Raw genomic sequence first — 18,416 nt, 5'->3', positions numbered from 1 at the left:
GCAACGGCAACTCGCAAACGAAGCCGCCGCTCCTGCCGGCGCGCGGAGAGGTTTCGATGCAAGAGGACAAGATACGCGAGGCCCTCGTAGAGCTTCTGTATCGCAATGCCTATGGAGTAGTGGCTTCCAACGTCCTCATCTCCCTGGCGGCGGCATATGTGATGAGGAGCACCGTACCGCCGAGCTGGTTGGTCGGATGGCTCGGTGCGCTGTATCTGCTCACCGCCATACGCGTCTTTGCGGCGCGCCGGTTCTTCAGCCGGGATCGAGGACCAGCGTCTGTGTCGCGATGGGCGTGGCTCGCGGCGGGATTTTCCTGCGTGTCGGGACTGCTGTGGGGAATGCTCGGCTGGGTCGGGTTCGTTCCCGAACAGCCCGCTCCTTTTTTATTCACCATCGTTGCCTTGACCGGTCTGGTCTGCGGCACAGTTCCATCGCTCTCGGCCTTTCCGCCGGCTCTCGTCGGCTCGATTATCGCAACGGTGCTGCCGGTCATGGTGCGCTCCGTTATCAGTGGAGGTGATAACTCCGGCGCATATCTCGCCCTGCTTACGGGGCTCGTGACCATCAATCTCTATTATTGCCGCACAACGCACCGCATGCTGCGTGAGTCCATCAGGTTGCGCTTGGAAAACGTCGAGCTGGTTGGCCACCTCCAGGAAGAACGCGACCGCGCGCAAGCCGCCGATCATGCGAAAACGCGTTTCCTCGCTGCCGCCAGTCATGACCTGCGCCAGCCGATCCATGCCTTGAGCCTGCTGATCGCCACGCTGGGGGCGCTGGGTCGCCGTGGCGCCGTCCAATCCGGCGATGCACGCGATCTCGCAGGCAAGGCAAAATCCATCGTCGGAAACCTCAGCGCCCTTCTGAACGGACTGCTCGACATCTCCCGGCTCGATGCCGGCGTCGTCACTGTTGCAAAGGAGACGGTGAATCTGTCCCAACTTTTCAACCAGCTCAGCAACGAGTTCGGCGCGGAGGCGAAGGATCGCGGCCTTGATTGGCGTGTCGTTGAAACCCGTCTTCACGTGGACAGCGATCCCATGATGCTGAAACGGGTCCTGGGCAATCTGCTGTCGAACGCCTTTCGATACACCAGATCCGGTGGCGTCCTGCTCGGCTGCCGCAGGCGCGGTGCCTCGGTGGAAATCCAGATATGGGATACCGGTCCCGGTATCCCCGCAGATCAGCAAGCGATGATCTTTGAGGAATTCGTGCAGTTGCAGAACCCGGCGAGGGATCGCACCCAAGGTCTTGGCCTTGGCCTCGCCATCGTTCGCCGCACCGCCGCACTGCTGCAACATCCGCTGAAGCTGGTCTCAGTTGTCGGCCGCGGTTCGATGTTTTCCGTTACGGTTCGGCAAGCCAGTGCAGTGGCGCCTGCCTTGCCCGACCACAGCGCGCCACCTGCAGACATCACCATCGGCGTCATGGTCGTGGAAGACGAGGGGGATGTTCTCGATATCATGGTGCAGTTGCTCACGCTGCAGGGGCATCGGGTCTATGCCGGCCGGTCTGCAGCCGAGGTGCAACAGATCCATGCGGCGGCAATGGCGGCCGGCGATGCGCCGGTCGATCTGATCGTCACCGACTACCGCCTCGGAGATGGTGCAACTGGCCGGGACGCAATCGAGGCTCTTTGCGCCCATGTCGGCCGCTCCCTCCCTGCCATCATCGTGACCGGCGATACCTCGCCGGCGCGTATCAAGGAAGCCACCGCCAGCGGTCATCGCATCCTTCACAAGCCGATCGCCGGCGAGCAATTGAATGAAGCGATCGTTTCAGCCTATGTAGATCGCCAGCAATCAATCAATCGCAACTGCTAGAGCAGTGTAGCTGTCTCCAAAATCGGCGATCAACCGGCCACTTTTGAGATTGTATCTTCGCGCGGATGCCCACCGCGTCCCTGCTCTGTGGCGACAAAGGACTTTCGGCTTTCCCTTCCAGCCGAGTACGAAATACGACATCTGCCGTATCGCTCCCGGATTACCCTCAGTGATATCCATGCGGTTGTCATTGCCGACGTTGCTGGGGTAGCGGTGCTATTTCCCCCGGCAGCATAGTAATTTCGAGTTTACAGCATGACGCCTCGAATATGAGAAGCAGACGATGTGTCATCAATCGCGCGATTTGGTTCCCTCAATATCCATTTTCGACAGCAAGTTGCGAAGCGTCCTCAAAGATCTTCTCGTATCCCTTCACGTGTCACGGCGCCTTGGAGCCGAGCGCGTCATCGGAGAATACCGGCATCTGATTGCGAAGGACTGTGCGTCGTTGAATTTTCGAACGCGCACAACGCGCAATTTGGACAGGATAGTTGCCGATAGCTCCCATGCCCGGCGAGCAGTGCCACCTCTCAAGGCGTGGACCATGGCTGTTCTGGTCGGATTCGGCATTTTGCATGTCGTCGGAGAACGCATGCTGCATCAGGCGCCGAGTATTCGGCCGATCGACATGGCAGCGGCCCTAGGCGACTAGATGGATCGGTTGTTTGTCACTTGAGTGAGCTCAAACGGCCCACGCTGTCCCGCCATCGACGACGATCACCATCTTTGGGAAGCGATATCATGTCCGACATAGCGGTCTATCTTGTGCTGAGCGGGGCAGTTTTTGCTGGCGCGTTCGTGTCTGGCCTTTCCGGGTTTGCGTTCTCGGCGGTCGCCGGCGCCATCCTGCTGCACGTGTTTCCGCCCATCGAAGCTGTGCCGTTGATGATGGCCTGCAGCATCACCGTGCAAGCGGCCAATCTGTATGCGCTCCGCAAGAGCATGCAATGGAAAACCAGCCTGGTTTTCATCGCTGGCGGACTACTGGGCATTCCGATCGCGATCTATCTCCTCCAGAACGTGGATACAGGCATTTTCAGACTGGGATTTGGAGTGCTCGTGTCGCTTTACGCGGCATACGCCTTGCTGCGGCCGACGGCTGCCTACTTGCGTCAGATGGACAGCCGGAGCAGGAATGCGCTGGTCGGATTTGGTGGCGGGCTGGTCGGCGGCTTGACAGCGATGCCCGGCGCACTTCCTGCGATCTGGTGCGACATCCATGGTCTTCCGAAAACTCAGCAGCGCGGTCTGATTCAGCCTTACATAGGCGTCATGCAACTCTTCGCCCTCGCTCTGATGCTTTCGCACCAAAGCCTCTCGTTAAAGGTCTTGATCGACTTTGGCATTTCTCTGCCCGCCTTAGCTGCGGGAACGGCTGTAGGTATCGTGCTGTTCGGTCGGGTCAACGAAGCAGCCTTCAAACGGATTATCCTGGGCTTGTTGCTGTTTTCGGGACTTTGCCTTGTGATCTAGACGGGCGCCGTCGAAAGGCGTGAGTGGTTGCCAAAAGGATGTGCAGTTGCCCCGAGATTGGCGATCACCCGGCCACGGTTGAGATTGTCTCGGCGCTGATCTCACACCGCGCCGCCACCTGCGGCCGTGCGGGGCGTTTCGACATTGGCCTCCTGACCGACGACGAAATACGACATCTGCCGTATCGTCCAGCGACGCAGATAAAGATATGAAGCCTGGTCGTGAGGCGAATTTCGTCTCGGGCATTCCGCGTGAGTGGATAGAAGGTGAAACGACGAAACGGTTTTCCATAGCGCTCGAAATATTCTGGAAAAGGACTTGAGCGCAATATTGGAACGTCATTGTGAAACTTGGCATTGATGAAACTGGAGATGGAATATGAGCAATACGCAGGACACCAATTCGAAAGGGCAGGCCGAGCCCAGCGAGAGCCTCAAGGACGCTGTGCAGAACAAGATCTCCTCCACGCCGGCGAAGGATGCGCTCGGAAGGCGTTGGCTGTGCCGTCAGGCAATATCTGCTTGAAAAAGCGAAGCCGTTCCGGCCAAATCGAGCCCGGTCAAGAACGGCTCGGTGGTTTGCGGGGGGCTGCATGAAACGGGGCACGGAGCGAATCTTTCGTGAAGCGGCCATCGAGCGGCTTTCGAATCCCGAGCAGCTCGACCATGTTGTCGGCGTCACGCGTCCGTTTGACTGGATGGCCGCTGCAACGCTGGCGCTGGGTCTAGCCGTGCTGTTGGCCTGGAGCGTGCTGGGCCGCATTCCGACCCGCGTATCCGGCGACGGCATTTTGTTGAGCAGCGGCGGTCGCCTGGTCGACGCGGTATCCGCGGTCAGCGGAAGGCTGGCCTCGCTCGACGTCGGCATCGGCGACGCCGTCCGCCGCGACCAGGTGATCGCCCGCGTCCTCCAGACCGAGACCGAGCAGCGGCTTCAGCAGGCCAGGGACGTCCTGCGCGAGCGCGAACGTGAGCATGCCGAGCTCACCGGGGCGATTTCGCGGGAGATCGATGCCAAGCTTGCCAATTATGCGGCTCAGGAAGCGGGGCTGGCCAACGTGATTGCGGCCGCCGAGAAGCGCACCGCCTATCTGACGGATGAGGTGACCAAACTCGAGCCCGCCGCGGCGAGCGGAATTGTGACACGCAAGTATCTCGAGGATCGCCGCGTCGAACTCAACAATGCACGCGAGCGCATCACAGACGCCAGGAACGACATTCTCAAGCTGAACGCGCAGCGGCTGGATCTGCAGAGCCAGCGTGAGCGCGATCGCCTGGTGTCGGAATTCAAGGTCAATGACGCGAAGCGGACGGTTGAGCAGCTTGCGGCCGAGCTCGATCGAGGATCGCGGATCCTCAGCCCCGCAGACGGTCGTGTCGTCGAAGTCAAGGTGTCCGGCGGCGCCGTGCTCGCCGTGGGGGCGCCCATTATCGAGATCGAGACCGCGGGGCAGAGCTTGGAGGCGACCATCTACATGCCGCCGGATCGCGGTAAGAACATCAGGCCCGGCATGGAGGTTCGTGTCGAGCCGACGACGATCAAGCGGGAAGAATACGGCGCGATTGTCGGCAATGTGGTGGCGGTTTCGGATTTTCCGGTAACGCCCCAAGGCATGCTGGCGGACCTTCACAACGACGCATTGGTCAAACGCTTCTCGCAGGCCGGCACGCCCTATGCGGCGAAGGTGGCTCTGGAGCGTGATCCCTCAACCTTCAGCGGCTATCGCTGGACCTCGGGCAAGGGCCCGCCGATCCTGCTCTCGAGCGGTACGCTGACCCGCGCCGAAGTCACGACGCGCGAGCAGCCGCCGATCGATCTGGTGATCCCGTTGATGAAGCGGCTGAGCGGAATCGGCGGCTAGGATCGCCAGCACATGACCGCATCGCGCCAAACCGACATTCGGCCGCCGCTCCTCGATCGCCTCGGCAACTGGATCGGGCGTATCCCGCTGCCGGGACGTCGGCGCTGGGTCACTCCCACGGTGTTCCAGATGGAAGCGCTGGAATGCGGCGCTGCCTCGCTCGCGATGATCCTGGCGCACCATGGGCTCTGGGTGCCGCTGGAAAGGCTGCGCGAGGAATGCGGCGTGTCCAGGGATGGCAGCAAGGCCAGCAACGTGCTGAAGGCTGCGCGGCGTTTCGGACTGACGGCAAAGGGCTTCAGGAAGGAACCGGCAACGCTCCATGAGCTGCCGATGCCGTCGATCATCCATTGGAACTTCAACCATTTCGTCGTGCTGGAAAAGCTGGACTCGGACTACGCCTATCTCAACGATCCCTCGGTCGGGCGACGCAGGGTCGGCCATGATGAGTTCGACGCTTCCTTCACCGGCGTCGTGCTGGCGTTGGAGCCGGGACCCGACTTCAAGCCGGGCGGGCGCGAGCCCGATTTTTTTCCGCTGCTGCTGCGGCGCCTGTCGAATTCGGCTGTGGCCGTATCTCTGCTGATTGCGCTCAGCGTAGCGCTCGTGGTGCCGACCATACTGGTCCCGACATTCGCAAAAATCTTCGTCGATGACATCCTGATCAAGCATGTCGAAGGTTGGTTCACGCCCTTGCTGATCGGCATGGCGATCACAGCCGTGGTGCGGGCGCTGATCACGGCGTTTCAACAATCCCTGCTCCTGCGCATCCAGACCAAGCTGACGGTGACGATGGTCAGCCAGCTGATATGGCACGTCCTCACCCTTCCGATGGAGTTTTTCACCCAGCGGCACTCGGGCGACCTCGCCAACCGCATCGCCGCCAGCGAGCAGATCGCACAGCTGCTTTCGAACGGGGTGGCTACCAATGCGCTCAACCTGATCTCGGTCATCTTCATCGCCGTCACGATGGCGTTCTACGATGCGCTCCTGGCAGCGATCAGCATCGCCATGGCTCTGCTCAATGTCCTTGTGCTCAGGCTGGTTGCCCGCCAGCGCGAGGACCTCAACCGCAAGCTGTCCATCGAACGTGCCAAACTGAATGGAAGCACCATCGAAATCATCCGCACGATCGAAACCATCAAGGCCGGCGGCCTGGAGGACGACGCCTTCGCGCGTTGGGCGGGCTTCCAGGCCAAGGTCCTCAACGCCGAGCGCGATCTCGGCGCCTACTCCACCTTCCTCGACACTTGCCCGGTCTTCCTGACCGGATTGACCACCGCGATGGTGCTGGGGTTGGGCGGCTTGCGGATCATCGATGGCGCATTGACCATCGGCGGCCTCGTCGCCTTGCAGGCGCTGCTCACCAGCCTGGTCGAGCCGGTCAATGCGCTCGTGCAGCAGACCACGGCCTTTCTGGCCATCAAGGGCAACCTGTTCAGGATTGAGGACGTCTTCAACTATCCCGCTCGTCCGCTGGTGGGTATCGAACTCGCGCCCGCGACGATGCCCGCAAAGCTATCGGGCCGGGTCGAGTTGAAGGAGATCTCGTTCGGCTATTCGGCGCTCGAGCCGCCGCTGATCGAGGATTTTTCGCTGGTCGTCGAACCGGGCCGGCGCGTGGCCCTGGTCGGATCGTCCGGCAGCGGTAAATCCACCGTGGGACGGCTCGTTGCCGGACTCTACCGTCCCTGGTCCGGCGAGATCTGCATCGACGGCTGGTCGATGACCGAGATTCCGCAGGAGATTTTCACCAATTCGGTCGCCTATATCGATCAGGAAATCCTTCTGTTCGAAGGGACGGCGCGCGACAATCTCACCCTTTGGGACGACACCGTGCCGGAGGCCAGCGTGTCCCGGGCGCTCAAGGATGCGCTGATCCACGAGGAGATTGCCGTCCGCGCCGGCAACTACGATTGCCACGTGGCCGAGGATGGCAGAAATTTCAGCGGCGGCCAGCGACAGCGGCTCGAGATCGCGCGGGCGCTGGCGGGCAATCCTTCCGTGGTCGTCCTCGACGAGGCAACGTCGGCGCTCGATCCGATCGTCGAGAAGGCGATCGACGACAATCTCCGCCGCCGGGGATGCACCTGCATCATCGTCGCGCACCGGCTCAGCACGATCCGCGACTGTGACGAGATCCTCGTGATGAGCAACGGGCGGGTCGTGCAGCGCGGAACGCACCAGGAGCTGCTGGCCGAAGGCGGCGAATATGTCGAGCTGGTATCGAGCGAATGAGCAGCGCCTACCAGCCTCCGCCGCTTGAAATAGCGCCCCGTCGTCCCGACACGGCGTCCGCCCCGGTTGCGCTCGAGAGCCATCGACCGTTGCCGGTCAATGATGTCGATCTCGTCCTGTACGTCGTGCGCGGCTATGTGGACCTGTTCGCCGTCAGGGAGGGCGAAAGCGGCGCGCCGAACCGGCGGCACCATCTGTTCCGGGTCGAGCAAGGCGCCGTCATCTTCGGCCTGCCCGTCGTCAGCGATGCAATCGGGACTTCGATGAGCGTCATTGCGGTCGGCGGCCTCGAGACCGAGATCGTGATCGACCATCGCGGCCGTTTCGCCAATCGCGAGGGCATCGACGCCTGGACCGCGCGTGTGTCGGAAATCATCGCAGCGGCTCCTCAGGGGGCGGTGGTGCAGCAGGCTGCGATCGGCTCGCGATACGCACTGGCACCCGGCGACATTCTCCGGCTGTCCGGCCAGCGGATCGGCTGGATCGCGATCGAGCATGGGAACATCTGCGTGATGGAGATGGCGCAGCTCCATGGCATAGGCGAAGGTCCCTTGCCGATGCCAGCGGGCACGTGGATCGTTGCCCGCGAGGAGACGACGCTGGAGGTCCGAGAGAGCACGGCATTCCCGCTTGCCGACATCTGGGCCGCGCTCGATCGCCTCCACCTCCGCGTCATGGAAAGCCTGTGTCGCAGGATCGACGAGGAAACCCTCGCGGAAGCCGATCGTCTGCGCCTGCGCTCGAAGCTGAATCGGCTGCGCACCGGTAGCATCGTCAGCCATCTTGCCGGCATCATCACGGCGGGGTCCGGCGCATCGCAAGCAGGCGCAATCGGCACCAGCCATTTGCTTGCGGCTTGTCGGGAGGTCGGAAATGCCATGGGCATTTCGCTCCGGGCGCCGGCCGGCATGATGTCCGGCAGCGACGATCTCGCGGATGCCATGATGATCGCACGGGCGTCCCGGGTGCGGATGCGGCGCCTGCTCCTGCGAGCGGATTGGTGGGCCAACAGCGCAGGTCCATTCGTCGCGTTTCTCGGAGAGGACCGGCGGGCCGTTGCGGTGCTGCCGAGTGCGGGCGGTCGCCACATCATCGTCGATCCGGGCGCCGGCACGCGCCGCGAGCTGACGCGGGCAACCGCCGCTGAACTCGCCCCCGAGGCGGTGATGTTCTATCGGCCGTTGCCGTCACGGGCCCTGACGGTTCGCGACCTGCTGCAGTTCGGCGCCGCGACGGTTCGCGCCGATATTCTGCGGATCATGCTGGCCGCCTTGTGTCTCGGCCTTCTCGCGCTGGCGACGCCCCTGGTTACCAAGCTGCTGATCGATTCCGTGATTCCGCGCGCCGAGGCCGACCAGCTGCTGATCTGCGCCATCGCGCTCGTTGTCGTCACCCTGGTCGCCGGCGGCTTTCAAATGATGCAGGGCATCGCCATGCTCCGGCTCGAGAGCCGGCTAGACTGGGTCTTGCAGGCTGCCGTCGTCGATCGTCTGCTGCGGATGCCGGCAGCTTTTTTCCGCAATTTTTCCGTCGGCGACCTCGCGGACCGCACGCTTGGCATCGAGGCCGTCCGCACGGTCATCACCGGCCGGTCGATCCGCGGTTGCCTCGCCCTGGTGTCGTGCCTGTTCAGTTTTGCCGTGATGCTTTCCCTCGATATCAGGCTCGGCATGCTCGCGGCTGCGCTCGCGGGCTTGCGGGTTGCAATGGTGGTGGCGATCAATCTGGCGCGACTGTCCAACGAACGGGAGAGCCTCCATCAACAGGGCCGGCTGGAGGGGCTGGTCCTGCAGTTTCTCACCGGCGTCGGAAAGCTGCGGATCGCCAATGCGACCATGCACGCGCTCGCCATCTGGGTCGATCGCTTCGGCGAGCAGAAGCGCAATTTCATCGCATCGCAGCGCGTCGGAAACCTCCAGAAGAGCTTTGATGCGGCGTTTCCGGCCCTAGCGACGCTGCTCATCTTCGCCCTCGCCGAGAACGTTTCGAGCCTCAGGCTGCAGCATGATCTCGGCACATTCCTGGCATTTTACGCGGCATTCGGGCTGGCGCTTGCCGCGATCGGCGAATGGGCGCTGGCGGTCGGAGAGCTCTTGGTCGCAATCCCCAGGATCGAGCGGCTGAGGCCGATCATCGCCACGGCCACCGAAATCAGCGACGAGCGGAAGTCGGTTGGGGAGATCAGCGGCTCGATTGAGTTTGCCAACGTGTCGTTCCGCTACGGCGACGGTGGGCCACTGATTCTCGACGATGTCAGCCTCAGCGTGCGCAAGGGAGAATACCTCGCCGTTGTCGGCCCCTCCGGAAGCGGCAAGTCGACGCTTTTCCGTTTGCTGCTCGGCTTCGAGAAGCCGGAATCCGGCGTGATTTTCGTCGACGGCAAATCGCTCGAGACGATCGACCTTGGGCTGTTGCGCCGCGAGGTCGGTGTGGTGCTGCAGAGCTCCAGGCTCGCCTCCGGCAGCGTCTATGAGAACATCTGCGGCGGCGCAGAGCTGTCACTTGACCAGGCCTGGGAGATCGCACGGCTGGCAGGACTGGACCGCGACCTTGAGGCCATGCCCATGGGCATGCAGACCCTCATTGCCGAGGGCGTCAGCACGCTCTCGGGCGGCCAGCGCCAGCGATTGCTGATCGCCCGGGCGCTGGCGCACCGGCCGCGGCTCGTGCTCATGGATGAGGCCACCAGCGCGCTCGACAACCGCTCCCAGGCCATCGTCAGCGATTCAATATCCAGGCTCAACCTGACGCGCATCGTCATTGCTCACCGGCTCAGCACCGTCCAGTCGGCGGACCGCATCGTCGTGCTTGATGGCGGCAGGATCGTGCAGAGCGGCACCTTTGCCGAGCTGATGGCGCAGCCGGGCCTCTTTACCGATTTCGCGGAACGTCAACTGATAAGGTAGCCGATCATGCGCAAGGTCCTCTTCATTTTCGGCGTGCTGAACGATTCCGACATCGACTGGATGGTACAGGCCGGCACAAGTCGGCGCATCGAACGGGGCGCCGTCGTCATCCACGAGGGCAGTGCGATCGACTCGGTCGTGCTGCTATTATCAGGCAAGATGGCGGTGGGCGTGGAAGGTGTTGGTGAGGTCGCCCAGCTCCATTCCGGCGATTTCATCGGGGAGATGTCACTGGTGGATTCAGCCCCACCGTCGGCAACCGTGACCGCGAAGAGCGACTGCACGGCCCTGTTCATCGACAAGAAGAAGCTCCAGCGGAAGCTCGCAGACGACGTCGCCTTTGCCAGCCGATTCTACCGCGCGCTGGCAATCTTGTTGACCGATCGCCTGCGCGCGACTGAGAAGCGGATGGCATATGGCACCGGCCAGGGGCTCGAGGACGAGAGCGTCAGGCTGAAGGATGAGCTCGACATCGGCGTGCTCGACCAAATCTCCATGGCCGGCGACCGATTTGACCGACTGGTCAAGAGCGTCGCGGCGCGGGGCTGAAGGCGCCACCGGCGTATCTGACATTCCGGCAGTAACTTATTTGCGAGGTCTTGAACCGCTTTCTGAGTTGCCAGCCACATCCGGGAAGGTATTCTGGGTGGGTTGCACGGGGCATCTTCTCTACCGTTCCCTTTATTGTGCTTTTCTTACTTAAGACTAGTTTTGAGGAAATCCCATCATGAACGCCGCCCTCAACTCGCCGACATCCGTAATGCCCGAACCACGGCAGATCGCCCTAGATTTGGGCGAGCTTGATGCTGAGCAACTCGAAGAAGTCGTCTGGAGTGGCGGACTCAGTTCTGGTGGAGGTGATGCGCCGCCGCCGGTGGGCTGACCAGTGGTCGAGGGGCGGACCGAGGAACGGCCTCCAGCGATAGCGACACAGTCACTCATTCGAGCAGCGGTAAATGGATCAAATGACTCCCCGGCGGACCGCAGAGGCAATGGCGATGCCGGCTACATGGGGTGCTATGGACTCTTTTGGGCAGGATCGCGCGGTCGAGCGCGCGATCGAAAAACTCAAGCGGGCCGGATTGCAGCCTCTAGCTCCGAGCGATGTCATCGCGTTCAGCGACATCAAGCGGTTCGAGGAACGTTGGGCCGCGGATCGGAAATTCAGGGCCGCTTATCCAGCGGATCCGCGTCGCCTGGGTGAGGCTTATGGACTGCGGGCCGATCCCGAGATCGTACGACCGGTGTGGGACTCGGCCAATGTCGAAAGGGGTGAGGAAAATCCGCCGCCGATCTTTGCGCGCTACCTTGCATTCAATGCGTCGTTAAGGACATGGCGCAATCAAAAGATTGCAGGCGTCATTCCCCGTGATATGCGCTTCGTTCGCTGGCGCGAGCGACAGATCCATCGGCTGAACCTCGAAGTCGGAGTAAATGTCGCCGCCAATCCGCACATCCCGGCGAGTTTCGAGCTGTCGCGCGGCTGCTCAGTCGGGTGCTGGTTCTGCTCGTCAGCGCCGCCGAAGCTCGGAGAGGTCTTTCGCTATACATCGGCAAACGCGCGGCTTTGGCGTGGAATGCTCGAAGTCATTCGAAACGTCGCCGGTTCCGCTGCACAAGCGAGTATCTGTTACAGCGGCACTGATCCGTTCGACAATCCGGACTACGAATTCTTCGCCGCTGATTTTGCCGGCATTATGGGCGAGCATCCGAATACAAGTACGGCCATGCCGACGCGGGATATCGAGCGAACACGCCGAATGATCGCCGTGTCCCCGCCGCGCTGGCTGCGGTTTTCGGTGCTAAGCCTCGGAATGCTTTCAAAGATTCACGCAGCTTTCTCGCCGGAAGAACTGCTGCTGGTGACAGTCAGTCCCCGGAACGAGGGGGCTAGCGGGGCGCAGGGGATGATTTTCGCCGGGCGGGCGCAGCAAAACGTGGCTACTTATCGGAAGTACCGTTCGGACACGCTGATGAATACGCCCTCCTGCGAGACCGGGTTTATGTTCAACCTGGTGGAACGCACGATCAAGTTGGCGAGCCCATGTGCGCCGCACGAGCAGTGGCCCCTCGGATTTCGCGTCTACGACGAAAGACGTTTCGAGACACCCGAGGACGTGAAGTGGATCGTCAATGAAATGATGGATTGCCACATGGCAAGGAAGGTCAGCGAGTTGCCCCTCCTGCGCTTTCAGTCGTGTCTGCGTTTTGAGCCGACGCCAGGCGGGTTCGCGTTAATCGGCCCACATTTGCGGCAGCGTTTCGAGGCGACACGCGAGATGCCGCTCATGACCAAGCTCGGAGTGATGGTTCAGTCGGGCCAATATGGCGCGGAGAAGCTCATCAGTCTCATCGAACAGCATGGCGCTGCACGAGAATCGGTTGTGGACGCTCTGGACGAATTATTCCGCCTCGGCGTGCTGGACGAAGGACCTTGGGACGGCGCCAACGCCGGAGCTATGATTTCACCGACCAATGATGAGACCACCAACGTAGGAGAGACGAGATGAAGATCGATCAATGGACCAACTTTGTTTCGAGCGTGGGTGACGACAGCGCCTCGCTCACGATTCTTCGCAGCGGCGACACCCAGCGGATCATCGCCCTCGCGAAGTCGAAAGGTTTCGATTTCACTGAGGAGGACATTGCAGATCTGAGCGCAGGCGACCGATCGGGAAGTCTCAGCGATGAGGCGCTCGACGCCGCCTCCGGTGCCTATGCCGGCCTTCGCATCTGACCTCGAAGCAGGACATCGTCGTCCCGGGCAAGTAAGCTCCGGCAACGCGCAGCGTTGTCGGAGCAAGCGCGACGCGGGCCTATAAAGATCGGCCCCGCTTGCGCGGGGAGGACACCGAATTCGTTGAACCAAGCAAATCCATATGCGCTCGCCTGTTCACAGGCGGGGTGGGGATTCCCCGCCACATCGGCGCATGAAGTGAATCTCGCCTAACAGCCAATTCCGAGTCGATATCAGATCCGTTCGCCGCGCTTCCAATGGCTTTGCCGGTTTCCTGAACGGTCCTTACCGTCACTCCTGTCACAGCTTCAGTAGCCATAGTTGCTGCGTGTCGCGATGAAAGCCGCCAAATCCTGAGGTCGAAGGCAGGGCCTTTCGACACGTCCCCGTGAGCGACGACGAAATACGGCATCTGCCGTATCGCTCGCCAATGAATCCAGCGGTACCTTTTACCCTGTAGCGCACGGACGCCGCGAAACCGTTTTCCCACGGTCTTTGCTCCAGATTCAGCTTGTAATTTAGTTCGAAAAAATTAAAAATTGGAGATTGAATATGGCCGGTAAGCAGGACACGAATTCGGAAGCCGAGTCTCTCGAGAGCGGCAAGGACGCCGCTCGCAAGCAAGCATCCCAAATCTCGAGGTCTGAAAAGGATGCACTCAGCGACAGCTCCCTGGACGACGTGTCGGGCGGTCGCGTGCCTGCCAGAAACGACGGAGGCTAGTGCGCAGAGAGGACGAGAGGTGCAGCTACGAAACCATTTTCGGTGCCTCTCGAAATGTTCCCGAAATGAGCTGAGCGTACGGTTTCAACGTCGGGTTTAGCCGATCAACATTCATGAAGGTGGAGATTGAATATGACCAACGGGCAGGACACCAATTCGACGGCGCAAGCCGGACCTGGCGAGAGCAAGGACGGCGCGCAGAACCAGGCGTCCCAGATCTCGAAGACGCCCGATGCGCTGAGCGACAGCTCGCTGGACGAAGTATCTGGCGGCTCTTGGCCGTTCAGTACTTCGGCGGCTTTCAGCTACTCCTGCACAGGCGGAGGGGGCTAACCGAAAAGCACCTGAGCCAACGACGGCTTAGACTTCCGACGAAACAAAGGCCGAGGCAGCGAAACCGTTTTCCCTGCCTCGTGAAATGATCAGAAAGCGACCTCAGCGTAAGGTTGCAGCGTCGGGTTAACCGTTCAGCATTGATGAAGGTGGAGATTGAATATGAGCAACGGGCAGGACGCGAATTCGAAGGCGCCGGCTGAACCTGGCGAGAGCCCCAAGGACGGCGCTCAGAACACCAATATCTCGTCGACGTCAGAGAAGGATGCCCTGGGCGACAAGTCCCTGGACCAGGTGTCGGGCGGCGGTTGGCCGTACATATTGAACGGCAGCAGCCCCTCATTCATTTGACTTGCATCGGTTCCCGATCGAATTGACAATTGGCATTGATCAACCTGGAGATTGAAAATGACGAATACGCAGGCCGCGAATTCAACAGGCGAAGCTGCAAGGCGCCTACACTGTCACGCAGGGCGGCTAGCCGGTCGGGAAACCGTTTTCCAGCAGACTCAGGCGTCCCAGATCTCGACGACCTCCGATGCGCTCGGCGACAGCTCGCTGGATGATGTGTCGGGCGGCCTTTGGCCCCAGGTCATGACCGGCAGCTCATACAACAAGACAATCTGATCGTAGGCGCAGCGCAATAAGCGCCATGATCGTGCGATGAATGCCCATTTTCGGCCGAACAAGGCCGGTGGTGCGACCGGCAAGTCATTGATTGTTTTCGACTTGGGGCTAACTTTTAATTTGCTCGGCTGTCGAAATTTTCAGATGCTTACGTCAGGACGGTCGTAAGCGCGAGCGCGGTAGCGAACCCGCCGGCAGCCTTCGCTCTCGTGTCGAAACGCCGCAACGAAATCGCAATGAATTGGGTGAAACGACCGTGAACAAAACGGGACGGAAACGTCCACGACAACAAAAGGAATCAATCACTTAGAAGATGTTCACTGCGTTCGGGACGCAGGGGGTCGCAGGTTCGAATCCTGCCACTCCGACCATTCTTCCAAAAGTCGACGTTTTCCAGAGGCTTGGCAGACCGGCCGCCAGCGCCTCAGGATGCCTTTTTGCAACGATTTTCGGGGCGGGTCCACGGCCGATTTGGCCCGAGCAGGGCGGCTTGCCGCGGCGGCATGGCTCAGGCTTTGTCCGGAGATCAGCCTCAATCAATCTAAGGCGCGTCAGCGTGGCGGTGCTATCACAACGCACGTCGCGCCGCCGCAAAAGCTCGGTCCTCGTGAGGCCGCTCAGATCGACTCCACGAACGCCGTCAACGATCGCTCGATCGGTTGGATGTTTCCCTGCGTGGGCAGCGCCGCGTAGATGTCGCCGCCGAGATCGGCGGGCAGTTTGCATCCGGACTCCCGGATGATGAGAACGTTGTTCTTTCCCTTCAGCCCGATGAAGTAGCCTGCTTCGAACACGACGTTGTCCCGGGGCACCGCGGCGATGCCGGGCGGGGGATCGGCGAGATCATCATCCTTGGTGAAGAGGAATATGCCGCCGATCGACCTCGCAGCCGCCTGCTCGATCTGCGGTCCGGATTGGCGCGTCCTGATCTTCACCGCCGCGCCACCAGCACGCCCACCAGAAACGCCACCAGCAGCGATGGCAGCGGCGCTTCGCGCACCATGCCGCGGATGATGTCTGGCCAGTGCTGCTCCGGGACCAGTCTCGGCGATCGCACGTGGGGCGCCGGCTCGATGCCCCAGTGTGATGCGAGCTCGGCGATCTCGCTTTGCGCCAGGCGCACGTCATCACGGACGCGGAAGACCGCGGCCTCGGATCGTTCGCGCGGTGCGAGCCGCATCAGCGTCTCGACGGCGGTGCGCAACGTCATCTCGCCGTAGCCTTGCAGCCTTACCGACTCCTCGGGGTCGGACATCATGCGAAATCCCTCACAGCGCCAAATTCTTCATAACGCAAAGTGGCGCGCGATGGTGAAGGCTGCCGCGGCGCACAGGACCAGCGTGGATACCGCGCCAGCCACGCCGCGTGCGAGATGGGCTCGCGTCAGGTGCCTGCTCATGATCTTGCTCCATGCTCTGCATGGAAATGGCCGGAGTGGAGCTTGGTTCCCTGCGCGCGATGCGAATCGGCGGCCTGACTACTTCCGCAACAGCTCGCTCAAGGCCGCCGTCGCCTCGGCGCAGCGGATGTCGTCGATCTCGCGCGACAGGCTGAGCGCGCTCGCTCTCAGCTCTTCGAGCTTCCAGCTGTCCGGATGCTGGTTTTCGAGCTGACCGAGACGCTTGTTCAGATCGTCCAATCTGGCTTGAAGCTGCCCGATGCTGGCGGCCCCATTCACTTTCCAAACGCGTTGTGCACGCATCGTCTTCCCCTGGTAGTCTCACGGCCTTGTGAGAGCGGTTCGTGGCCGGAATGGGAGTTTGTTTTGTCCGGCTTCAGACGGTGGGGAACCGTTGCAGATTGGCAACGAAAGTTCCTCGATTGGGTCGCACAGGCTGGCTTGCTCTTGCGTGGCGCGCGTCAAAGGCGCGGAATCTGCATGTACGCGGTCGCGACGGCGCGGGGAGCGCACGTCCAACAGCGAAGGACAGACCCGTGGCGAGATTTGTGACCATCGCAGCCGGCCAGCTCGGCCCGATCGCAAGGAGCGAGACCAGGCCCGAGGTGGTGGCGCGGCTGATGGCGTTGATGCGCGAGGCGCGCGCTTGCGGTTGCGACCTGATCGTCTATCCCGAGCTTGCGCTGACCACGTTCTTTCCACGCTGGTACCTCGAGGACCAGGCCGAGATCGACGGCTTCTTCGAGCGCGAGATGCCGGGTCCTGAAACACAGGCATTGTTCGATCTCGCGCGCGAGCTCGGGATCGGCTTTTGCCTCGGCTATGCCGAGCTCGTGGTCGAGGCCGGAGTCGTCAGGCGCTACAACACGTCCATTCTCGTCGACAAGAGCGGCGTGATCATCCTGAAATATCGCAAGGTCCATCTGCCCGGCCATGCCGAGCACGAGCCGTGGCGCGAATTCCAGCATCTGGAGAAGCGCTACTTCGAGCCGGGCAGTGGCTTCGGCGTCGTCGATGCCTTCGGGGGCGTGATGGGCATGGCGATCTGCAACGACCGCCGCTGGAGCGAGACCTATCGGGTGATGGGCCTGCAGGGCGTCGAGATGGTGCTGATCGGCTACAACACGCCGGTGCACAATCCGCCCGCGCCCGAGCATGACGATCTCTCGCTGTTTCACAATCATCTGGTGATGCAGGCCGGCGCCTATCAGAACGGTACCTTCGTGGTCGGCGTCGCCAAGGCCGGCATCGAGGAGGGAGTCGATCAGATCGGCGGAAGCTGCATCATCGCGCCCTCCGGCGAGATCATCGCGGCCTGCACCACCAAGGGCGACGAGATCGCGCTGGCGCGCTGCGATCTCGATCTCTGCAACTCCTACAAGCGCACCACCTTCAATTTCGACGTCCACCGCCAGCCGCGAGCCTACGGGATGATCGTCGAGCGGAAGGGCGTGACGACAATGGCGGATGGGACGCCGGTGCGGTCGCGGGGAGTGAAGCTCCCGTAGCCCGGATGGAGCGAAGCGCAATCCGGGGCCGCTCGCCCGGCATCTCGCACTGTCCCGGATTACGCTTTCGCTCCATCCGGGCTACGCCATCGTGCCTGTATCGCCCTCTGTCAATCCCAATGCGCAAAAATATTCCGCTTTACCGAAATTCGGAAATGTCGTATGTAGCGCCCATCCCGGCTCATCCTTGAGGGGCGATCATGTGGTCGTCATTGTCGCGAGCCGGGCTTGCGGTGGACGCAGCAGCGTCGGGCGCGAAAGCTTGAGGCAGGGCGGATTGCTCTCCGTGAGCCCNNNGCATCGNGCNGACGANCGGCGCTGTCAGGTTCGTCTCGNCTGTAAGTTTCGCAGCTCCGTCGACAGGGCTGTGAAAACTGCGGCGAAATGGCGGGCCGTGCGTACGGCAAAACCGTGTGGTCCTGGCCGTCGTTGCTACGGTCAAGCTCTTGCGGAGGCGGCAGTCGCGTCAACCGGCGCGGGTGCCGGTGACTTTCGCGGGAGTGAGGGAGGCCAGAAGGAACTCGGCTCCCGGGAGAGCACGGCATAAGCCGTCCGACCATCGCGCAGGGAAGGCCGAGTGATTGGCACCACCTGTATGCTGCTGTGCGGTTCTTCCTGCGTGTGCTTTCGCGCAGCGGACCGCGGGTGCGAGGTCAGCACCCGGCCTTCCCCATAGGCGTTAAGTTTATTCTTGAGTGTTGGAATCACACGTGATTCCAAGGCGGGATGGCAGACGAATCGCTTCTGAACGAGGACTGGACGAGAGTGGTTGCGCAGCTCGGCGG

17 protein-coding genes are annotated in these 18,416 nt (G+C 61.7%); 14 read left to right on the top strand and 3 right to left on the bottom strand.

The genetic code is table 11. The features are described from left to right. Positions 1-56 precede the first annotated feature (56 nt). The 13 genes from YU9_RS42815 (at position 57) to YU9_RS46330 (ending at position 14,724) form a co-directional block, all read left to right on the top strand. A complete protein-coding gene (locus YU9_RS42815) occupies positions 57-1,826 on the top strand; it encodes an ATP-binding protein (RefSeq protein ID WP_036018440.1) in 1,770 nt (589 codons plus the stop codon). Positions 1,827-2,567: 741 nt separating this feature from the next. Beyond that, positions 2,568-3,299 (top strand): sulfite exporter TauE/SafE family protein, encoded by a 732-nt coding sequence (locus YU9_RS0129460; protein WP_027576020.1) that lies wholly within the window; start codon positions 2,568-2,570, stop codon positions 3,297-3,299. A 378-nt stretch (positions 3,300-3,677) separates the two neighbouring features. After that, positions 3,678-3,824, top strand: a complete 147-nt coding sequence (locus YU9_RS49250) for a hypothetical protein (protein WP_198028312.1) — start codon at positions 3,678-3,680, stop codon at positions 3,822-3,824. Positions 3,825-3,891: 67 nt separating this feature from the next. Next, positions 3,892-5,160, top strand: a complete 1,269-nt coding sequence (locus YU9_RS0129450; protein ID WP_027576019.1) for an NHLP bacteriocin system secretion protein — start codon at positions 3,892-3,894, stop codon at positions 5,158-5,160. A 12-nt stretch (positions 5,161-5,172) separates the two neighbouring features. Beyond that, the gene (locus YU9_RS0129445; protein ID WP_084299111.1) at positions 5,173-7,398 is read left to right on the top strand and encodes an NHLP family bacteriocin export ABC transporter peptidase/permease/ATPase subunit; all 2,226 of its coding nucleotides are present in this window, start codon (positions 5,173-5,175) and stop codon (positions 7,396-7,398) included. Then, positions 7,395-10,304: an NHLP bacteriocin export ABC transporter permease/ATPase subunit gene (locus YU9_RS42810; RefSeq protein WP_084299110.1), complete on the top strand. Its 2,910-nt coding sequence runs from the start codon at positions 7,395-7,397 to the stop codon at positions 10,302-10,304. The genes YU9_RS0129445 and YU9_RS42810 overlap by 4 nt, the downstream gene beginning before the upstream one ends. 6 nt (positions 10,305-10,310) lie before the next feature. Then, positions 10,311-10,853, top strand: coding sequence for a cyclic nucleotide-binding domain-containing protein (locus YU9_RS0129435; RefSeq protein ID WP_027576017.1), 543 nt, complete (start codon positions 10,311-10,313; stop codon positions 10,851-10,853). A 178-nt stretch (positions 10,854-11,031) separates the two neighbouring features. Continuing rightward, a complete protein-coding gene (locus tag YU9_RS48245) occupies positions 11,032-11,187 on the top strand; it encodes a hypothetical protein (protein WP_156952198.1) in 156 nt (51 codons plus the stop codon). Between the two features lie 73 nt (positions 11,188-11,260). Next, positions 11,261-12,814 (top strand): radical SAM family RiPP maturation amino acid epimerase, encoded by a 1,554-nt coding sequence (locus tag YU9_RS0129430; protein WP_027576016.1) that lies wholly within the window; start codon positions 11,261-11,263, stop codon positions 12,812-12,814. Continuing rightward, positions 12,811-13,041: a Nif11-like leader peptide family RiPP precursor gene (locus YU9_RS0129425; RefSeq protein ID WP_027576015.1), complete on the top strand. Its 231-nt coding sequence runs from the start codon at positions 12,811-12,813 to the stop codon at positions 13,039-13,041. Before YU9_RS0129430 ends, YU9_RS0129425 begins: the two co-directional genes overlap by 4 nt. Before the next feature lie 855 nt (positions 13,042-13,896). Further along, the gene (locus YU9_RS0129415) at positions 13,897-14,097 is read left to right on the top strand and encodes a hypothetical protein (RefSeq protein WP_027576014.1); all 201 of its coding nucleotides are present in this window, start codon (positions 13,897-13,899) and stop codon (positions 14,095-14,097) included. A 162-nt stretch (positions 14,098-14,259) separates the two neighbouring features. Further along, positions 14,260-14,448: a hypothetical protein gene (locus tag YU9_RS0129410; RefSeq protein ID WP_027576013.1), complete on the top strand. Its 189-nt coding sequence runs from the start codon at positions 14,260-14,262 to the stop codon at positions 14,446-14,448. 57 nt (positions 14,449-14,505) lie between these two features. After that, positions 14,506-14,724, top strand: coding sequence for a hypothetical protein (locus YU9_RS46330; protein ID WP_084299107.1), 219 nt, complete (start codon positions 14,506-14,508; stop codon positions 14,722-14,724). Between the two features lie 617 nt (positions 14,725-15,341). On the opposite strand, the gene YU9_RS0129400 is transcribed toward YU9_RS46330, so the two are convergent. From YU9_RS0129400 to YU9_RS0129390, 3 genes are all read right to left on the bottom strand, one after another. After that, positions 15,342-15,659 (bottom strand): TIR domain-containing protein, encoded by a 318-nt coding sequence (locus YU9_RS0129400; protein WP_027576012.1) that lies wholly within the window; start codon positions 15,657-15,659, stop codon positions 15,342-15,344. Then, positions 15,656-15,982 (bottom strand): hypothetical protein, encoded by a 327-nt coding sequence (locus YU9_RS0129395; protein WP_027576011.1) that lies wholly within the window; start codon positions 15,980-15,982, stop codon positions 15,656-15,658. The genes YU9_RS0129400 and YU9_RS0129395 overlap by 4 nt, the downstream gene beginning before the upstream one ends. Before the next feature lie 219 nt (positions 15,983-16,201). Continuing rightward, the gene (locus tag YU9_RS0129390) at positions 16,202-16,426 is read right to left on the bottom strand and encodes a hypothetical protein (RefSeq protein WP_027576010.1); all 225 of its coding nucleotides are present in this window, start codon (positions 16,424-16,426) and stop codon (positions 16,202-16,204) included. Positions 16,427-16,659: 233 nt separating this feature from the next. On the opposite strand from YU9_RS0129390, the gene YU9_RS0129385 reads away from it, so the two are divergent. Further along, the gene (locus YU9_RS0129385) at positions 16,660-17,631 is read left to right on the top strand and encodes an N-carbamoyl-D-amino-acid hydrolase (RefSeq protein ID WP_027576009.1); all 972 of its coding nucleotides are present in this window, start codon (positions 16,660-16,662) and stop codon (positions 17,629-17,631) included. The last annotated feature ends 785 nt before the right edge of the window (positions 17,632-18,416 follow it).

Origin of the sequence: Bradyrhizobium sp. WSM1743, assembly GCF_000473065.1 — a bacterium.
In the GTDB taxonomy this organism is placed as follows: Bacteria; Pseudomonadota; Alphaproteobacteria; order Rhizobiales; family Xanthobacteraceae; genus Bradyrhizobium.
Note: the sequence above shows the minus strand (reverse complement) of the source record. Positions and strands in the feature narration are given on the sequence as shown.